14 protein-coding genes are annotated in these 18,589 nt (G+C 70.4%); 6 read left to right on the forward strand and 8 right to left on the reverse strand.

The window, feature by feature from the left end:
* Nucleotides 1-9: 9 nt before the first annotated feature.
* The 3 genes from ACZ7P3_RS29375 (at nucleotide 10) to ACZ7P3_RS29385 (ending at nucleotide 4,348) form a co-directional block, all read left to right on the forward strand.
* On the forward strand, nucleotides 10-2,352 hold the full coding sequence (locus tag ACZ7P3_RS29375) for a polysaccharide lyase 8 family protein (protein WP_472086494.1): 2,343 nt from the start codon (nucleotides 10-12) through the stop codon (nucleotides 2,350-2,352).
* Between the two features lie 154 nt (nucleotides 2,353-2,506).
* Entirely contained in the window at nucleotides 2,507-4,102 is a 1,596-nt protein-coding gene (locus ACZ7P3_RS29380) for an acyl-CoA carboxylase subunit beta (RefSeq protein WP_472086224.1), read from the forward strand.
* A gap of 57 nt (nucleotides 4,103-4,159) precedes the next feature.
* On the forward strand, nucleotides 4,160-4,348 hold the full coding sequence (locus tag ACZ7P3_RS29385) for an acyl-CoA carboxylase subunit epsilon (RefSeq protein ID WP_472086225.1): 189 nt from the start codon (nucleotides 4,160-4,162) through the stop codon (nucleotides 4,346-4,348).
* Nucleotides 4,349-4,619: 271 nt separating this feature from the next.
* On the opposite strand, the gene ACZ7P3_RS29390 is transcribed toward ACZ7P3_RS29385, so the two are convergent.
* From ACZ7P3_RS29390 to ACZ7P3_RS29425, 8 genes are all read right to left on the reverse strand, one after another.
* The gene (locus ACZ7P3_RS29390; RefSeq protein ID WP_100828419.1) at nucleotides 4,620-5,201 is read right to left on the reverse strand and encodes an ATP/GTP-binding protein; all 582 of its coding nucleotides are present in this window, start codon (nucleotides 5,199-5,201) and stop codon (nucleotides 4,620-4,622) included.
* Nucleotides 5,182-5,739 (reverse strand): DUF742 domain-containing protein, encoded by a 558-nt coding sequence (locus ACZ7P3_RS29395; RefSeq protein WP_472086227.1) that lies wholly within the window; start codon nucleotides 5,737-5,739, stop codon nucleotides 5,182-5,184. Before ACZ7P3_RS29395 ends, ACZ7P3_RS29390 begins: the two co-directional genes overlap by 20 nt.
* 97 nt (nucleotides 5,740-5,836) lie before the next feature.
* A complete protein-coding gene (locus ACZ7P3_RS29400; RefSeq protein WP_003993185.1) occupies nucleotides 5,837-6,250 on the reverse strand; it encodes a roadblock/LC7 domain-containing protein in 414 nt (137 codons plus the stop codon).
* Nucleotides 6,251-6,260: 10 nt separating this feature from the next.
* Nucleotides 6,261-9,548 (reverse strand): nitrate- and nitrite sensing domain-containing protein, encoded by a 3,288-nt coding sequence (locus ACZ7P3_RS29405; protein ID WP_472086229.1) that lies wholly within the window; start codon nucleotides 9,546-9,548, stop codon nucleotides 6,261-6,263.
* 377 nt (nucleotides 9,549-9,925) lie between these two features.
* Entirely contained in the window at nucleotides 9,926-10,501 is a 576-nt protein-coding gene (locus ACZ7P3_RS29410) for a GTP-binding protein (RefSeq protein WP_067301226.1), read from the reverse strand.
* Entirely contained in the window at nucleotides 10,482-10,880 is a 399-nt protein-coding gene (locus tag ACZ7P3_RS29415) for a DUF742 domain-containing protein (protein ID WP_019058642.1), read from the reverse strand. The genes ACZ7P3_RS29410 and ACZ7P3_RS29415 overlap by 20 nt, the downstream gene beginning before the upstream one ends.
* A 112-nt stretch (nucleotides 10,881-10,992) precedes the next feature.
* Nucleotides 10,993-11,406: a roadblock/LC7 domain-containing protein gene (locus ACZ7P3_RS29420; protein WP_023546525.1), complete on the reverse strand. Its 414-nt coding sequence runs from the start codon at nucleotides 11,404-11,406 to the stop codon at nucleotides 10,993-10,995.
* 9 nt (nucleotides 11,407-11,415) lie between these two features.
* On the reverse strand, nucleotides 11,416-15,258 hold the full coding sequence (locus tag ACZ7P3_RS29425) for a sensor histidine kinase (RefSeq protein WP_472086231.1): 3,843 nt from the start codon (nucleotides 15,256-15,258) through the stop codon (nucleotides 11,416-11,418).
* 569 nt (nucleotides 15,259-15,827) lie between these two features.
* On the opposite strand from ACZ7P3_RS29425, the gene ACZ7P3_RS29430 reads away from it, so the two are divergent.
* The 3 genes from ACZ7P3_RS29430 (at nucleotide 15,828) to gltX (ending at nucleotide 18,531) form a co-directional block, all read left to right on the forward strand.
* On the forward strand, nucleotides 15,828-16,022 hold the full coding sequence (locus ACZ7P3_RS29430; RefSeq protein WP_472086233.1) for a hypothetical protein: 195 nt from the start codon (nucleotides 15,828-15,830) through the stop codon (nucleotides 16,020-16,022).
* Nucleotides 16,023-16,268: 246 nt separating this feature from the next.
* On the forward strand, nucleotides 16,269-17,054 hold the full coding sequence (locus ACZ7P3_RS29435; protein ID WP_472086234.1) for a fumarylacetoacetate hydrolase family protein: 786 nt from the start codon (nucleotides 16,269-16,271) through the stop codon (nucleotides 17,052-17,054).
* Complete coding sequence (gene gltX, locus ACZ7P3_RS29440; protein WP_472086235.1) at nucleotides 17,047-18,531, forward strand: glutamate--tRNA ligase; 1,485 nt, start codon at nucleotides 17,047-17,049, stop codon at nucleotides 18,529-18,531. Before ACZ7P3_RS29435 ends, gltX begins: the two co-directional genes overlap by 8 nt.
* The last annotated feature ends 58 nt before the right edge of the window (nucleotides 18,532-18,589 follow it).

Raw genomic sequence — 18,589 nt, forward strand, 5'->3', positions numbered from 1 at the left:
GCCGACGACATGGACCCGACCGGACCGACCCGGCGCCGGCTCCTGCTGGCCACCGCCCTCGCGGCCGGCCCCGTCCTCCGGGCCTCCCGTGACGCCAGGACCGTCAGGGGCCGCGCGGCCTCGGCCGATCCCTACGACTCCCTGCGCCGCCGCTGGCTGGACCTGGCGCTCGGCACCGGCTACGACGCCACCGCCGAGCCGTACGCCTCGCGGCTCGCCCGACTCGGCGCGCTGGCCCGGGAGTTCCGGGCCACCATGGCCCCGGGCCCGGACTCGCTCTGGCCCGGCCGGCCCTTCGACCCGCCCTCCGGCATCACCCTCAGCTACGACCGCCTGTGGACCATGACCCAGGCCCACGTCCAGCCCGGCACCGGCGTCACCGGGGACGGCAGCCTCCTGGCCGCCGTCGTGCGCGGGCTCGACCACCTCCGCGCCACCGTCTACAACCCCGCCACCGCCCGCTACGGCAACTGGTGGGAGTGGCAGATCGGCAGCCCCCGGCTCCTCATGGACATCACGGCCGCCCTCCACGACCACCTCGGCGAGGACCGCATCGCCTCGGCCTGTGCGGCCGTCGACCACTTCATCCCCGACGCGATGCTCACCGACTACTCCGGCACCTCCACCGGCGCCAACCGCGTCGACCTGTGCCGGTCCGTCGCACTGCGCGGCATCCTCGGCCGGGCCGGCGACCGCATCGCGCTCGCCCGGGACGCCCTCTCGCCGGTCTTCCCGTACGTCACCCGGGGCGACGGGCTCTATGCCGACGGCTCCTTCGTCCAGCACACCTCGGTCGCGTACTCCGGGACCTACGGCCAGGTCCTGCTGGACGGGCTCGGCCGGCTCTTCGCCCTGCTCGCCGGATCCGGCTGGGCCGTCACCGACCCGGCCCGGCAGAACGTCCTCGACGGCATCGAGCGCGGCTACGCCCCGCTGGTGCACGACGGACTGGTGATGGACTGTGTCAACGGCCGTGCCGTCAGCCGGGGTTACCTCCGCGAGGACGACCTGCACCTCATGCGCAGCGACCACTACCACGGCCAGGCCCTGATCGCGGCCGTCGCCCTGCTCGCGGACGGCGCGAGCGCGGCGGAACGCGAACGCTGGCACGGCCGGATCAAGGGCTGGATCGAACGGGACACCGTGACACCGGTCCTGACGTCCGGTCAGCTCGCGGTGGCCGACCTTGCCCGGCTGCACACGATCGCCTCCGCACCCGTACCCGCAGTCCCGGAAACCCTCGGCCACCGCCTCTTCCCGGCCATGGACCGGGCCGTGCACCGCAGCCCCCGCTTCACCGCCGCGCTCTCCATGGCCAGTGACCGCATCGCGCACTACGAGTGCGGCAACGGCGAGAACCCGCGCGGCTGGCACACCGGCTCCGGAATGCTGTACTGGTGGCCCAGGGGCCGCAGCGACCAGTACACGGACTGGTTCTGGCCGACGGTCGACTGGTACCGGCTCCCGGGCACCACCGTCTCCACCAGGCGCCTCGCCGACCGGGCCGGCGGCGAGTGGGGCGCCCCCAGGCCGGACGTCCGCTGGGTCGGCGGCACCACCGACGGCACCTACGCGGTCGTGGGCCAGCACCTCAAGGGGCTCGGCTCGACCCTCCGGGCCCGCAAGTCCTGGTTCTTCCTCGCCGACGCGATCGTCTGCCTCGGCGCCGGGATCAGCTGCACCGACGGCGTCCCGGTCGAGACGGTCGTGGACAACCGCAACCTCGGCGAGAGCGGCACCCAGGCCTTCGTCCGCGGCCCCGGCTGGGCCCACCTGGAGGACCACGGCGGCTGGCTCCTGCCCCGCGGCGGCACCCTGCGCACCCTGCGTGAGGACCGCACCGGCGCCTGGTCCGACATCAACACCACCAGCACGGACGAGCGGCGCACCCGCCGCTGGCAGACCCTCTGGCTCGACCACGGCACCGACCCGGACGGCGCCGGGTACGTCTACGTGCTGCTGCCCGGCGCCTCCCGTGCCGAGGTCGCGGCACGCGCCGCCGACCGCCACTGGCTGTGCGTCCTCGCCAATGACGCCCGCCGCCAGGCCGTGGCCGTCCCCGCCTGCGGCCTGACCGCCGCCAATTTCTGGGAGGCCGGAGAAGCGGGTGGTCTGGCCGCCTCCGGGCCCGCCGGTGTGCTCGTCCGGCGCCGGGGCCGAACCGCTACCCTGTGCGTGAGCGAGCCGCCCCGCACGGGCGTGCCGCTGGAGATCGTCTGGGACCGTGCGGTGCGCTCCATCGTGCGAGCCGACGACACCGTCGAAATCCTCTCCGCAAGGGGCCGTCTGAGGCTGCGTGTCACTCCAGGGATGGCATGTGCCACCCACGAATGTGAGGTGGCTCTCAGGTGACGGCTTTGTGGCCCTCCTACAACACCGGCGGCCTCTGAGCAGTCGGAACGGCTGCATGCGGTTCTGGTTCTGTTCAGTGGCACCAGGAAAACGGGCTGGAGACTGTACGGAGTCGACGTCTCGCATTCCTTGGTGTCCTTCGTAAGGTCGCTACATGACCGTTTTGGAAGAGACGACGGGTGAGCCGACCGGTGAGCCGACGGACGCGCGCGGGCGGGTCGCCGAGCTGCACGAGATCCGTGCGCAGGCCGTGGCGGGCCCCAGCGAGAAGGCGACCGAGGCGCAGCACGCCAAGGGCAAGCTGACGGCGCGGGAGCGCATCGAGCTGCTCCTGGACCCGGGGTCCTTCCAGGAGGTCGAGCAGCTGCGCCGGCACCGGGCGACCGGTTTCGGCCTGGAGGCCAAGAAGCCGTACACGGACGGTGTCATCACCGGCTGGGGCACGGTCGAGGGCCGTACCGTCTTCGTCTACGCGCATGACTTCCGGATCTTCGGCGGCGCGCTGGGCGAGGCCCACGCCACCAAGATCCACAAGATCATGGACATGGCCATCGCGGCCGGTGCCCCGCTGGTCTCCCTGAACGACGGCGCGGGCGCCCGTATCCAGGAGGGCGTCAGCGCGCTCGCCGGCTACGGCGGCATCTTCCAGCGCAACACCCGGGCGAGCGGTGTCATCCCGCAGATCTCGGTGATGCTGGGCCCGTGCGCGGGCGGCGCGGCCTACAGCCCCGCCCTGACCGACTTCGTCTTCATGGTCCGCGAGACGTCCCAGATGTTCATCACGGGCCCGGACGTGGTCAAGGCCGTGACGGGCGAGGAGATCACGCAGAACGGCCTCGGCGGCGCGGACGTGCACGCGGAGACCTCGGGCGTGTGCCACTTCGCCTACGACGACGAGGAGACGTGCATCGCCGAGGTGCGCTACCTCCTCTCGCTGCTCCCGCAGAACAACCGGGAGAACCCCCCGCGGGTGGAGTGCGGCGACCCGGTGGACCGCCGCTCCGACGTCCTGCTCGACCTGGTCCCGGCGGACGGCAACCGGCCGTACGACATGGCCAAGGTCATCGAGGAGATCGTCGACGACGGGGAGTACCTGGAGGTCCACGAGCGCTGGGCGCGGAACATCATCTGCGCACTGGCCCGGGTGGACGGCCAGGTGGTCGGCATCATCGCCAACCAGCCCCAGGTCCTCGCCGGCGTCCTGGACATCGAGGCGAGCGAAAAAGCTGCACGCTTTGTCCAGATGTGTGATGCTTTCAACGTCCCGATCGTGACCTTCCTGGACGTACCGGGGTTCCTCCCCGGTGTCGACCAGGAGCACGGCGGAATCATCCGCCACGGCGCGAAGCTGCTCTACGCCTACTGCAACGCGACCGTGCCGAGGATTTCGCTCATCCTGCGCAAGGCGTACGGAGGTGCCTACATCGTCATGGACTCCCAGTCGATCGGCGCCGACCTCACCTACGCCTGGCCCACCAACGAGATCGCGGTGATGGGCGCGGAGGGCGCGGCCAACGTCATCTTCCGCCGTCAGATCGCCGACGCCGAGGACCCCGAGGCGATGCGGCAGAAGATGGTCAAGGAGTACAAGGCCGAGCTGATGCACCCGTACTACGCGGCGGAGCGCGGTCTGGTCGACGACGTCATCGACCCCGCCGAGACCCGCGAGGTCCTGGCCAAGTCCCTGGCCATGCTGCAGTCCAAGCACGCCGACCTGCCGTCCCGCAAGCACGGCAACCCCCCGCAGTAACCGAGCGGACCCTCCGCGGCAACCCCGCGGACCTCTCTCTCACGGAGACTGACATCCATGAACACGCCTGACATCCGCGTCGAGAAGGGCCACGCAGACCCGGAGGAAGTCGCCGCCATCACGGCCGTCCTCCTGGCCCGCGCGGCCGTACAGTCCGCGGCACCGGCGCACCGGGGCCGAGCGAAGGCAGGCTGGCGCCGCCTGGAGCGCGAGCCCGGCTTCCGCGCACCGCACAGCTGGCACTGAGCTCTCAGCACGACCTGGGCCCCGCTCCTCCTCGCGGAGGGCGGGGCCTTGGCGTGCGCGCGGGAGGGTGGGGCTTCGGCGTGCGCGCCCGCCGCATGCCCCCATGCGCTCCGGCGAACGAGTGAACCGGGACCAGGCCGTCGGCGACGCCGATCACCGGCGAACCGGAACCGGGCCCGTCGGCGACGCCGGCCACCGACCCTGCGCCGAACGCGACGCGGCCCCTGAACCCGGTTCGGGTCAGGGGCCGTCGTCGCGACGTGCGGGCGTCCTACCGCAGACGCGCCATCAGCGCGTGCTCCACCAGCGTGATCAGTGCCGACTTGGCGTCCCCGCGGTGGCGGGCGTCGGTCGTGATGATCGGGGTGTCGGGGCCGATCTGCAGCGCCTCGCGCACCTCGTCCGGGTTGTACGGCTGGTTGCCGTCGAAGCCGTTGAGGGCGATGACGAAGGGCAGGCCCGAGTTCTCGAAGTAGTCGACCGCGGGGAAGCAGTCGGCGAGACGCCGGGTGTCGACCAGGACGATCGCGCCGATGGCGCCGCGGACCAGGTCGTCCCACATGAACCAGAAGCGGTCCTGGCCGGGTGTACCGAAGAGGTACAGGATCAGGTCCTGGTCCAGGGTGATACGGCCGAAGTCCATGGCGACCGTGGTGGTCGTCTTGTCTCCGGTGTGGGTGAGGTCGTCGATGCCGGCCGAAGCGGACGTCATGACGGCCTCTGTGCGCAGCGGGTTGATCTCCGAGACGGCGCCGACGAACGTGGTCTTGCCCACGCCGAAGCCGCCCGCCACCACGATTTTCGCGGAGGTGGTGGAGCGGGAAGGACCGCCGCTAGAGCTTGCGAAGTCCACTGAGCACCCTTTCGAGCAGTGTCACGTCTGGCTGGCCACCGGCGTTCTCGTCGCCGCCGGGCTGATGGATGGCGACCAGGCCCGCTTCCGCCAAGTCGGCGACGAGGATCCTGGCCACGCCGAGGGGGATGGTCAGCAGCGCCGAGATCTCGGCGACCGACTTGATCTCCCGGCACAGGTTGCAGATCCGCTGATGCTCGGGCAGCTGGCCCTGCATCTGATGCGGAGCGGCGGTGGTGTGCACCAGTGCCTCGATGGCGAGCTGGTAGCGCGGGCGAGTCCGGCCGCCGGTCATGGCGTACGGACGCACCAGGGGGTTGTTGGCAGCCGGCGCCGGCTCGGGGCGGCGCTGGGGCTGTACCGGCTGGATACGCGGCGCCGCCGGCTGGTCGTACGGCGAAGGGCCGGGACCCTGCGGCGCGTACGGCTGCCGGTGGCTCGGGGCGGAGGGGAAGTTGTACCGGTTCGGCGAACCGTCGCCCTGGGCAGGGCCGTACGACCAGTTGCCCGAAGACGAACCGCCTGGGGGTGTTGCCACTTTCTCTCCTCCTCCGAACCGCGCCGGGCACCCATCCGTGTGGAGCCGCGTCCCGAAACCTTACGGCCACGGGACGCGAAAACGCACCGTCTGACTATTAGTTGAGAAGGCTTCCCTGGAGCTCCGCGCGGAGATCCGGGGTGAGAACCGTGCCGGCGCGGTCCACCAAAAGCGCCATCTCGTACCCGATGAGGCCGATGTCCGCCTCCGGGTGGGCCAGCACCGCGAGCGACGAACCGTCGGATACGGACATGATGAAGAGGAATCCCCGCTCCATCTCCACAACCGTCTGGTTCACGGCACCCCCTTCGAAGATCCGGGAGGCGCCTGCCGTCAGCGACGTCAGACCGGAGGCGACGGCCGCGAGCTGGTCGGCGCGGTCGCGGGGGAAGCCTTCGGACATCGCCAGAAGGAGTCCGTCGGCGGAGACCACCACCGTGTGGGACACCCCCGGGGTGTTGTCCACGAAGTTGGTGATCAACCAGTTCAGGTTCTGTGCCGCCTGGCTCATCGGGCTCACACTAACGCTCCTGGTTGTAGGTGCTGTCAGGACCGAGGCCCTGGCCGTTCGTTTCACTGCCTGCGCTGCGTCCGCGCTGGACGCCTCGACGCAGGTTGCTCAGCCTGCCCCGGACGTCCTCCGGGGCGCGGGAGACCTGTGGGCCTCCCTGAGGGGTGTTCTCGGCGGCGCCCTCGACCAGGTTGGCCTTGGGTACCCGCCGCGGCAGGCCGGAGGAGGTGACCCCGCCCGCCTTGGGCTTCCGGAGCTGGGAGGCCTGCTGCCAGCGCTCGTCGTTCGCCGAGCGCCAGCTGCTGTCGCCGCCCGCCGCCGGAGTGCTGCCCGGTGCGGTGGCCGGCGCTTCCCGCTGCACGCGCGCCGTGCCGTTCGGGGCACTCGAGCCGTTGGATCCGCTCGGGACGGATCCGCGGCGGGGCAGCCCGGCGTCGGTCAGCGCGTGGGGGGCGGGGGAGGCCGGTCCCGGACGGTCGAAGCCTACGCGGTTCCGCTCACTCGCGTCACCGGCCTGCGACGATTCCGCTTCCGGAGCGTACTGGGCCGGATAGCCGTTCTGGTAGGTGTCCTGCTGGGGCCAGTCGTCCTGGTAGGACTGGGTCTCGTAGGACCCGAAGCCCTCGGACGCGGAGCCGTGCCTCGACGCGGGCTCCTCCTGAGCAGGCTCCGCATACGCGGATCCGGGGTAGCCGCCGTCGTTCGAGGAGAAGCCGTCGTTCTGCGGCAGGCCGCCGTTCGGCGCGTAGTACTGGTTGTCGTACGACTTCTCGTACGGCTCCTCGTACGCGGGGCGCTGCTGCTCCTCGTACGTCTGCTCCTGGTACGCCTGCTGCGGCTGCTCCTGGTACGACGGCTGCTCGGTGTAGCCCGTGCTGCTGCCGTCGTAGCCCTGCGGTACGTCGAACTCGTCGCGGTACGCGGACTGCTCGCCGTTCTCCTGCTCGGGCTGACCGTGGTTCTGGGCCTCCAGGGCCGCGCGGCGCCCCTCGCGTGCCAGCGAACGGCCGACGGGGTCCAGCTCGCGGAGGTCGTCGGGGACATCGGTGTACTGGCTGTCGTCGAAGCCCAGCTCGGCGGCGGTGCGCAGGGGCGGCGCCACCTGGCCGAAGCTCTCACCCTGGAACTGCTGCTCCGGGATGATCTGGGAGACCGTGAACTCCTCGCGGTCCAGCGGCATCTCGCCGCCACCGCCGTGCGTGATGGCGTCCGGCAGCATGACCAGGGAGGTCGTGCCCGCCTGCTCGCCCGAGGGACGCAGCTGGACGCGGATGCCGTGCCGGTCGGACAGCCGGCCGACCACGAACAGGCCCATGCGCTGGGAGATCGCGGCGTCCACGGTCGGCGGGTTGGCCAGCTTGTGGTTGATGTCCGCGAAGTCCTCGGCGGTCAGGCCGATGCCCTTGTCGTGGATCTCGATCATGATCCGACCGTCCGGGAGACGGGTGGCGGTGACGCGAACCTTGGTCTGCGGGGACGAGAACGTCGTCGCGTTCTCCAGCAGCTCGGCGAGCAGGTGCACGAGGTCGGTCACGGCGCGGCCGTGGATCTCGGCCTCCGGGACGCCCGACAGCTCGATGCGCTCGTACTGCTCCACCTCGGAGGAGGCGGCGCGCAGGACGTCGACCAGCGGGACCGGCTGGTCCCAGCGGCGGCCGGGCTCCTCGCCGGCGAGGACCAGCAGGTTCTCGCCGTTGCGGCGCATACGGGTTGCGAGGTGGTCCAGGCGGAAGAGGTTCTCCAGCTGGTCCGGGTCGGCCTCGTTGTTCTCCAGATCGGTGATCAGGGTCAGCTGGCCCTCGATCAGCGACTGGTTGCGGCGCGAGAGGTTGGTGAAGATCGCGTTGATGTTGCCCCGCAGCAGGGCCTGCTCGGAGGCGAGCCGGACCGCCTCGCGGTGGACCTGGTCGAAGGCGCGGGCGACCTCGCCGATCTCGTCCTTGGTGGTGATCGGGATCGGGGCGACCCGGGTGTCGACCCGGCCGGGGTCGGTGCGCGAGAGCTGGTCGACCAGCATCGGCAGGCGCTGCTCGGCGATGCCGAAGGCGGCGTTGCGCAGCTGGCGCATGGAGCGGCTCATCTGGCGGGCCACGGCACCGGCCAGGATGAACGCGAGGAGCAGCGCGACCACGACCACGGCACCGGTGGTGATCGCCGAGGTCTTGGCGTCACCGGCGATGCTCGAGGCCTCGTTCACCGCCTTGTCGGCGAGGTCCGACTCGATCTTGCGGTAGCCCTTGTACTTGAGCGTGTTGACCGCGTACCAGTTCTGGGCGTTGATGCCTTGGCCCGCCAGCTTCTGACGGGTGAGGAGGCTGGTGTCCTGCATGGTGGCGAGCGCCGCGACCATCGCGGTCGGCTCGGACGGCGGGGCGATGAAGTTCGGGTTCGCCGCCTTGGCCTGCTCGGCCATCGCGGCGCCGTCCGACTTCATCTTCTGCTCGGCGTCGCTGAGCTTCTGCGCGTCCGCGTCGGTGCCACCGCCGAGGTACTCCTCCCGGGCGATGCGCTCCAGGTAGGCGTACGAGGACAGGGACACCCGCTGGGTCGCCAGGTTGGGCGCGTCCGGGCCCGGGTTGACCAGCAGGTGCGTGCCGATGGACCGCTCCAGCGACAGCGCGGCCTTGGTCAGCGAGATGGCGTAGACGGTACGGCCGTAGGAGGTGATGTTGCCGGTGCCCAGACCGAGCTCGTTGGCGAACTCCATCAGCGGGTGGCTGACGTCGACGTAGCCCTCTTCGGTCTGCACGCCGTGCATCCTGGAGGTGTACGCGAGCTGGCGCAGCTTGACCAGCTTGGGCTCGGCCTCGCGGAACAGCTTCAGCCGGCGCTCCAGGCCCGACTTGTGCGGCATGTTCTTCGCGGCGTCGGTGAACGCGTCGGCGGCCTGGTCGGTGGCCTTGCGGGCCGACTCGACGGTCTGCTTGCTGGCGGCGTCCTTCTTGTGCAGAAGCAAAGGCGCCGCGGTGACGTCACGCTCGTTCTCGAGGGCATCGGCGTAGCTGAGGGCGGCGCGCACCAGGCGGGCGGTGTTCTCCGCGTCCCGGGCCTCCTGCCAGGTGTCGATCGAGCTCTTCACCTGGAAGCCGCCCATGACCAGGCCGACCGCCACGGGTATGAGCAGGATCGCGTTCAGCCTGGTCGGTACGCGCCAGTTGCGCGGGGAGAAACGGCCGCCGCTGGGCGCGGGTGTGGCCGCCGGCTCCGAACCGGTCACAGGGGTGGGCGCCGCAGCGCGCGGCGGCGGGGTGAAGTTGCCCCGCGCCGACGGCTCGGGACCGTTCTTGCTTCGCCTCACTCGACCAACAACCTCTCGGCGGTCGGCACCTACCTCGTGCCGCAGTCTCTCAGAGCCCGGTTCGTCATCGACTGGTGAGTACGTCATTGACTAATGGGCAGTTCAGGCATTCCAGCACGTGGACCAGCGCACTTCCAAACAGTGCAAACCCCCGAGTGCCGCTCTTGTAAGCACTAGATAAAACGGTCATAAAGAGCGAGCCCCGCCAAAAGGCGGGGCGTTTGTGAGCACAGCGGTACCGCTCGACCGCGTCGCGTGGTGATACCGGGCGATTCCTCTGCCGAACTGTTATGAACACCGGAGCCGACCGTGTCAAAGGCCACAGTCGGCTCCGATCTCCGTACGGCAACTGCCGTAAGGCATGTCGTACTTGAGTGCTACCTCAGCCGTGCCATCAGGGCGTGCTCCACCAGCGTGATCAGCGCACTCTTGGCATCCGCGCGATGACGGGCGTCCGTGGTGATGATCGGTGCATCCGGGCCGATCTGCAGGGCTTCGCGCACTTCATCGGGGGTGTAGGGCTGCTGGCCGTCGAAGCCGTTGAGGGCGATGACGAACGGCAGACCGCTGTTCTCGAAGTAGTCCACGGCCGGGAAGCAGTCGGCCAGACGCCGGGTGTCGACCAGGACGACCGCGCCGATGGCGCCGCGGACCAGGTCGTCCCACATGAACCAGAAGCGGTCCTGGCCGGGTGTACCGAAGAGGTACAGGATCAGGTCCTGGTCCAGGGTGATACGGCCGAAGTCCATGGCGACCGTGGTGGTCGTCTTGTCTCCGGTGTGGGTGAGGTCGTCGATGCCGGCCGAAGCGGACGTCATGACGGCCTCTGTGCGCAGCGGGTTGATCTCCGAGACGGCGCCGACGAACGTGGTCTTGCCCACGCCGAAGCCGCCCGCCACCACGATCTTCGCCGAGGTGGTGGCCCGGCCCGCGTCAGAGCTTGCGAAGTCCACTGAGCACCCTTTCGAGCAGCGTCACGTCCGGAGCGCCGCCGTTGTTCTCGTCGCCACCCGGCTGGTGGATGGCGACCAGGCCGGCCTCGGCGAGGTCGGCAACCAGGATCCGGGCCACGCCGAGCGGCATGGCCAGCAGCGCGGAGACCTCCGCGACCGACTTGACCTCCCGGCACAGGTGGCAGATGCGCTGGTGCTCCGGGAGCAGTCCCATGAGTGCTGCCGGGTCGGCCGTGGTGCTGATCAGCGCCTCGATGGCGAGCTGATAGCGCGGCCGCGTCCGGCCGCCGGTCATCGCATACGGACGTACCAGCGGCTGGTCGCCCTCGTCCCCGTACGGCTCCGCGTACGGATCATGAGAGGCGGTGGGCGGGGTCATGAATCCTCCGGGCGGGACAGCAAGTCGGTCAGTCGTGCCGTCTGACGTGGGCCGGTGGGGGGATTGTGGCGGCCGGACGGTGTTTTGGTGAGGTGGGTGGTGCCGGGGCGGGTCAGTGGAGCAGACTGCCTTGGAGTTCGGCGCGCAGGTCCGGGGTGAGAACCGCACCCGCGCGGTCGACGAGCAGCGCCATCTCGTAGCCGACGAGACCGATGTCGCACTCGGGGTGGGCCAGGACCGCGAGGGACGACCCGTCCGAGACGGACATCAAAAAGAGGAACCCGCGCTCCATCTCGACGACCGTCTGCGCCACGGTGCCGCCCTCGAAGATCCGGGACGCCCCGGCCGTGAGGGAGGTCAGCCCGGACGCGACGGCCGCCAGCTGATCGGCGCGGTCCCGCGGGAAACCTTCGGACATCGCCAGCAGAAGGCCGTCGGCGGAGACCACCACCGTGTGCGACACCCCAGGGGTGTTGTCCACGAAGTTGGTGATCAACCAGTTCAGGTTCTGTGCCGCCTGGCTCATCGGACTCAACTAACGCTCCTGCTGGTGAGTGGGGTTCGGGAAGCTGCCGGTCTGGCCGTTGCCGGCCTGACGACCCTGCGCGATACCCCGACGGAGATTGGTCAGCCGACCGCGTACGTCATCAGGCGCACGCGAGACCTGCGGACCGGCTTGGTGCTGTTGCTGCTGAGCCGTGCCCGGCACGAGGTTCGCCCGGGGCACCCGGCGCGGCAGGCCGGACGTGGTGACACCGCCCGCCGCGGGCTGCCGTACGCGCTCCGCCTGCCGGACGAGTTCGTCGTTGGGCGAGGTGCGCCAGGAGCCGGTGGCGGAGGCGGAAGCGGAGGTCGGACGCTGGGGCGCGGGCGCCGGCGCCGACTGCTGCTGCTGGGGTGCGGGGACCTGGGTGTTGTCCTGCTGCCCCTGCTGGCCGTGGAACCAGTTGGTCTCGAGCGTGTCGTACAGGGGGGTACGGCCGTCGCCCGGGCCGGAGGCCGGAGGCAGGGCCTCGGGCTCCTGGCGGACCGGGCGCTGAGCGGCCGGCGGGCGCTGCCCACCGAAGTCGCCACGGCCGCCCGGCTGCGGGCGCTCGAACTGACCGGTGTTCGCCGGGCTGTGGCCCGGGCGGCCGGGCAGCGCGTGCTGACCGGTGGAGCTGCCGTCGAACCCGGCGTCATAGGCCTGCGGGGCCGGGAACTGGCCGGTGCTCTGAGGGTCCTGCTGGCCGTGGGCCTGCGTGCCGTAGACGTCGGGGCGGACGAACTGGCTGTTGCTGCCCTGCTGGCCGTGCTGGTTCTGCTGAGCGTGCTGACCCTGGTGGCCCTGCTGGCCGCCGCCCTGCTGGGGGAACTGGCCGTTGCCCTGCGGGGCGCCGGGCCGGGCGAACTGGCCGGTGTTCTGGGAGCCGCCCGCGCCGTTCAGGTCCGGGCGCGGGTACTGGCCCGTGGAGCCGTTCAGGCCGAAGTCCGGGCGGGGGAACTCGCCCGTGGCGGACGGCCCCTGAGCGTCGGACCTCGGTATCGCCGGCATCTCGGCGGTCGAGCCCGGGCTCTGCCGGTCGTCGATGCGCGGCATGCGCGAGGTCTGCGACGGGTCCTGCTCGTCATGGCCGCGCGGGGTGTCCAGCGAGGCACGGGACACCGGGGCCTGAGCGTTGTCGCTCCAGTCCGGGGTGCGCGAGGGCTGGTTGCCGCCGGGCAGCTCGGCCCGCGGGCCGCCGCGAGGCGGCAGCTGGGGCTGACGGTCCTGGTCCGGGGAACCCGCGCCACCGCGCGGCGCGACCGGGCCACGGCCGCCGCCGAAGGCGTCCTGCTGCGGTCCGCCGGGGTTCGCGGCCTGCAGGCCCTGCGGGGCACCCGGCACCTGACCGCCGCCGAAGCCTCCCGCGCCCGCACCGGCGGGCATCGGACGGCCCTGCTGCGCGGCGCCCGGACCCTGCGGGCCACGCGCCGTGCCGGGCGCACCCGGACGGCCGCCCTGGCCGGTGCCGGGCAGCGCGGCCCGGGGACCCTGGGCGGGGCCGACCTGGCCGCGCGGGCCGGGACCGGCGCCGAGGCGGCCGCCACCGGACGGGGCACCGCCGAGGGCACCGCCCGGGCCGTTGCCACCGCTGTTGCGACGGGCGGCGGCGGCACCGGCCGCGGCCTGCGCGGCGGCGGGACCGCCGGTCGTCGCGGGGGCGCCGGGCTTGCCCGGAGCGGGCTTCTTGCCGCCCTGGGCGACGTCGACGGGCAGCATGACCAGCGCGGTCGTACCACCGGAGTCGGACGGGCGCAGCTGGATGCGGATGCCGTGCCGCTGGGACAGACGACCGACCACGAACAGACCCATGCGGCGGGAGACCGACACGTCCACGGTGGGCGGCGAGGCGAGCCGCTCGTTGATCGCCGCGAGGTCCTCGGGGGAGAGGCCGATACCGGTGTCGTGGATCTCGATCAGGACGCGGCCGTCGGGCAGCGCGTGACCGGTGACCTTGACCTTGGTCTGCGGCGAGGAGAACGAGGTGGCGTTCTCGAGGAGCTCGGCGAGCAGGTGCACGAGGTCGTTGACCACGCGGCCGGCCACTTCGGTGGTCGGCACGGCGGCCAGCTCGATGCGCTCGTACTGCTCCACCTCGGACGCGGCGGCGCGGAGCACGTCGACCAGCGGGACCGGGCGGGTCCAGCGGCGGCCGGGCTCCTCACCCGCGAGGACGAGGAGGTTCTCACCGTTACGGCGCATACGCGTCGCGAGGTGGTCGAGCTTGAACAGCGAGGACAGCTGGTCCGGGTCGGCCTCGCGGGACTCCAGCTCGGAGATGAGCGAGAGCTGACGCTGGATGAGGCCCTGGGAGCGGCGCGAGAGGTTGGTGAACATCGCGTTGACGTTGCCCCGCAGCAGGGCCTGCTCGGCGGCGAGGCGGACCGCCTCGCGGTGCACGTCGTCGAAGGCCGCGGCCACCTGGCCGATCTCGTCACGGGAGTGCACACCGACCGACTCCACGGACGTGTCGACGTCCTGCGGGTCGGACTCGGACAGCTGCTTGACCAGCTCGGGCAGCCGGTCCTGGGCGACCTTGGTCGCGGTCTCCTGCAGCCGGCGCAGCGAGCGGATCATGGACCGGGCCACGACGAACGCGCCGACGAGCGAGATGCCGAGCACGAGCAGGATCAGCGCACCGGAGATGATCGCGTCCTGCTCGGAGGCGCTGCGCAGCTCGCGGGCCTTCTGCTCCATGTCCTCGAGCAGTGTGTGCTCGATCTTCTTCATCTGCTCGATCTTGGTCGAGCTGTCGTCCACCCAGTCCCGGTAGGAACGCGCCGGCAGTCCGTCGAGGCCGTCGCGGGACTCGAAGGTGCGCTTGGCGTACAGGTCCGCGGCCTGGATGGTCGGGTTGCCCTCCTCGATCGGCTTGAGGAGTTCGTCCGGGTTCTGGGCGCTGTAGATCTTCCGGAAGATCGCGATCTCGGAGCCTTCGCTCTCGTACGCCGACGCTCCGTAGAGGCGGTCGTTCTCGGAGAGCTTGCCCTTGGCGGTGTTGCTGGAGGTCAGGGCCGCGGCGATGACGGCGCGCTGCACGGACGCGTACTCCTTGGCGGTGGAGAAGGCCGCCAGGGCGCGGGTGCGCGAGATCATCTCCGGGTTGCTGGACGCCTCGGCCATCGACTGGGAGAGGTCGATCAGCTGGGTGATCAGCCGGTGGTACGACTCGACCGTCTGCGTCGAGTTGTTCTTCGACGTGTAGGCGGTCTTGCGGATCCTGGCCAGGTCGTCCAGCTGGTTGGCGAGGCTCACCAGGGTGTCGCGGACGCCCTGGAGGTTGCCGTCCTTGCTCGCCGAGTCGATCTGCTCGGAGGCGTCGAGGAAGTTCTCGCGGGCGCGGTCGGTCTTGTCCTCGTAGGCCTTGACCTGGTAGTCGGTCGGCGTCAGACCGTGGGCCAGCGGACCGGCGGACTGGTCGCGCTCCTCCTGGAGCGCGGCGGCCAGTTCGGTGGCCTGCTTGGTCATGTCCGTCAGCAGCTTCATGTTGTCGAGCTGCTGCATGTCGGTGATGTTCTGGTCGATGCGCAGCGCGCCCAGCGAGGTCGCGGCGACCACGGGCAGCGCGAGCAGCGAGACCAGACGGGTGGAGATGCGCCAGTTGCGCAGGGCCACGCGCGAACCGGGGCCGGAGGGGCTCTTGGCGGACTTGACGGCCGAGGCGGGGGTGCCGTCGGCCGTCGTGGTGTTGGTGGGGGACGACGTGCCGGGGCGCCCGAGGCGCTCGCCGTCTCCGGACGGGCCCGGGCCCTGGCCCGGGTTCTGGGCGTGCTGGGGCGAGGAACCGCGGTCGGTCCCGCCGTGCGCCTCCGGCTCCGCCGAAGCGCTGCCATCCCTCTTGAAACGTCCCTGCACTAGCGTCGCAACCTCTGGACCAGGCACCCCTTCGCGTGAACGAAGGGACACGGTGTCGGCGTCTTTGGAGAGCGCCCTGAATTACGCCCCCCGGTGGTCTTGAGTGACCGGCGCTGGTTCCCCCTATCCCGCCGCCACTCGGCGCTGCGTTGCGCCCCTGCGCGCCGGTTCGATCCCGCGGCGGTCCGTGGAATTCCAGCACAGTGCAGGATCTCCAACAAGGGCCGTGTCCCGAGCTGTGACCTCCGTGACGGCTTGTGAGGGCGAAGTTACGAGCTGTGGAAGTCGATCCGTGGCAAATCGGGCGTATCGCTGCGAGTTGCCGCCCGGTGTCAGGTGTCCCAGTCGCCATGATCAGGAGCGGAATGGTGGGTTCAGATGGCCAATGTCCGTTTCGTTGCAGAGAAGTGCGGGCCGGAATTGACCGGTTTGCCCGCTGATTCGTGAGCAAACTCACACGCAGATCATGGGCACTTCACGTCTGTGGCGGGGAATCGGATGTTTAGCCTGACGCTTTACAAGATGAACAGCTCTGCCAACCCCGCACACGAGGCCACAGGACGACAACGGTGAAGACGACGATGATGTTCCGCAACATAGCCAACCCGCGGCGCACGACGCTGGCGCACCTCGAGGACGCCGACGAACTCCAGACGCCCGAACTGCCGGAGCACTCCGTCGACCTCCCTGCCCAGACCGCCAACCCGAGGCGCACGATCCTGATGGAGGCCCCCGTCGGCGCGGCGGCCCCGGCCGGCGAATAGGCGCGGACAGCACCTCCGCCGAGCGCGGCCCGGAGATCACACACCCGTGATGATCCTCCCGGCCGCGTTCTGCTTTTTCACATGATTCCCGCGTGCCGGAACTGTGGAATTCAAAAAAACCGCTCCGGCGGTTTTTGCGTCCGGAAAACACCGGGGTGCCCGCTGTGCTGCCCGAACGCCGGCCGGTCGGACCGGTTAACCTGGGGCGTCAGTACGCCGGTTCTCAGTGAGGGGCGCAAGGATCCCGTGCGCATCGCCAGGTTCTCCATCGACGGGAACGTCGCCTTCGGCGCGGTCGAGGGCGACAAGCAGGACGAACTCGTCCTCGACATCATCAAGGGCATCCCGTTCGCGGACTACGAGCTCTCCGGGACGAAGGTGCCGCTGAGCAAGGTCAGGCTGCTCCCGCCGGTCCTGCCGAACAAGGTCGTGGCCTTCGGCCGCAACTACGCCGAGCACGCCAGGGAGCTGGGCCACGAGGTGCCCGACGCCCCGTTCGCCTTCTTCAAGCCGTCCACCTCGGTGATCGGCCCCGGCGACGAGATCCAGTACCCGCCGTTCTCGCAGGAACTGCACCACGAGGCCGAGCTGGCCGTCGTCATCGGCCGGATGTGCCGCGAGGTCCCGCGCGAGCGCGTCAAGGACGTGATCTTCGGTTACACCTGCGCCAACGACGTCACCGCCCGCGATGTCCAGAAGCGCGAGAAGCAGTGGGCCCGGGCCAAGGGCTTCGACACCTCCTGCCCGCTCGGCCCCTGGGTGGAGACGGACCTGGACCTGGAGCGCGCGAACGACCTGACCATCCAGCTCACGGTCAACGGCGGGCAGCGCCAGCTGGGCCGTACGAGCGAGATGATCCACTCCATCGAGGACCTGGTCGTCAACATCTCCGAGGCCATGACCCTGCTCCCCGGCGACGTCATCCTCACCGGCACCCCCGCGGGGGTCGGCCCCCTGAACGTCGGCGACGAGGTCGCCGTCACCATCGAAGGCATCGGCACTCTCACCAACAAGGTTGTCAAGCGTGGCTAGCGCATCCGGCTCCCCCGTACGCGTCCGTTTCTGCCCCTCGCCCACCGGTAACCCCCACGTGGGCCTGGTCCGCACCGCCCTGTTCAACTGGGCGTTCGCCCGGCACCACCAGGGCACCCTGGTCTTCCGCATCGAGGACACCGACGCGGCCCGTGACTCGGAGGAGTCGTACGACCAGCTGCTCGACTCGATGCGCTGGCTGGGCTTCGACTGGGACGAGGGCCCCGAGGTCGGCGGCCCGCACGCGCCGTACCGCCAGTCGCAGCGCATGGACCTCTACAAGGACGTCGCCCAGAAGCTGCTGGACGCCGGTCACGCCTACCACTGCTACTGCTCCCAGGAGGAGCTGGACAGCCGTCGCGAGGCCGCCCGCGCGGCCGGCAAGCCCTCCGGCTACGACGGCCACTGCCGCGACCTGAGTGCCGGACAGGTCGAGGAGTACAAGGCCCAGGGCCGCACGCCGATCGTCCGCTTCCGCGTGCCCGACGAGACGATCACCTTCACGGACCTCGTCCGCGGCGAGCTGACCTTCACCCCGGAGAACGTCCCGGACTACGGCATCGTGCGTGCCAACGGCGCCCCGCTGTACACGCTGGTGAACCCGGTCGACGACGCCCTGATGGAAATCACCCACGTCCTGCGCGGCGAGGACCTGCTCTCCTCCACCCCGCGGCAGATCGTCCTGTACAAGGCGATGGCCGAGCTGGGCATCGCCAAGCAGACCCCGGCCTTCGGCCACCTGCCGTACGTGATGGGCGAGGGCAACAAGAAGCTCTCCAAGCGCGACCCGCAGGCCTCCCTCAACCTCTACCGCGAGCAGGGCTTCCTGCCCGAGGGCCTGCTCAACTACCTCTCGCTGCTCGGCTGGTCGCTCTCGGCCGACCAGGACATCTTCACGATCGACGAGATGGTCGCGGCCTTCGACATCGCCGATGTGAACCCCAACCCGGCACGCTTCGACCTGAAGAAGTGCGAGGCGATCAACGCCGACCACATCCGCATGCTCGATGCGAAGGAGTTCACCGAGCGCTGCCGCCCCTGGCTGAAGGCCCCGTTCGCCACCTGGGCGCCGGAGGACTTCGACGAGGCCAAGTGGCAGGCGATCGCCCCGCACGCCCAGACCCGCCTCAAGGTCCTCTCGGAGATCACCGACAACGTCGACTTCCTCTTCCTCGCCGAGCCGGCCGTCGACGAGGCGAGCTGGACGAAGGCGATGAAGGAGGGCTCGGACGCGCTGCTCGGCACGGCGCGGCAGAAGCTGGAGGCGGCCGACTGGACCTCGCCCGAGTCTCTCAAGGAGGCCGTCCTGGCCGCCGGCGAGGCCCACGGCCTCAAGCTCGGCAAGGCCCAGGCCCCGGTCCGCGTCGCCGTCACCGGCCGCACGGTGGGCCTGCCCCTGTTCGAGTCCCTGGAGGTCCTGGGCAAGGAGAAGGCCCTGGCCCGCATCGACGCGGCCCTGGCAAAGCTGAGCGCGTAGCCGGCTCATGTGTGAGGGGCGGCACCCGGAACTCCGGGTGCCGCCCCTGACGCGTTGG

The organism is Streptomyces sp. NPDC107581 (genome assembly GCF_055657175.1).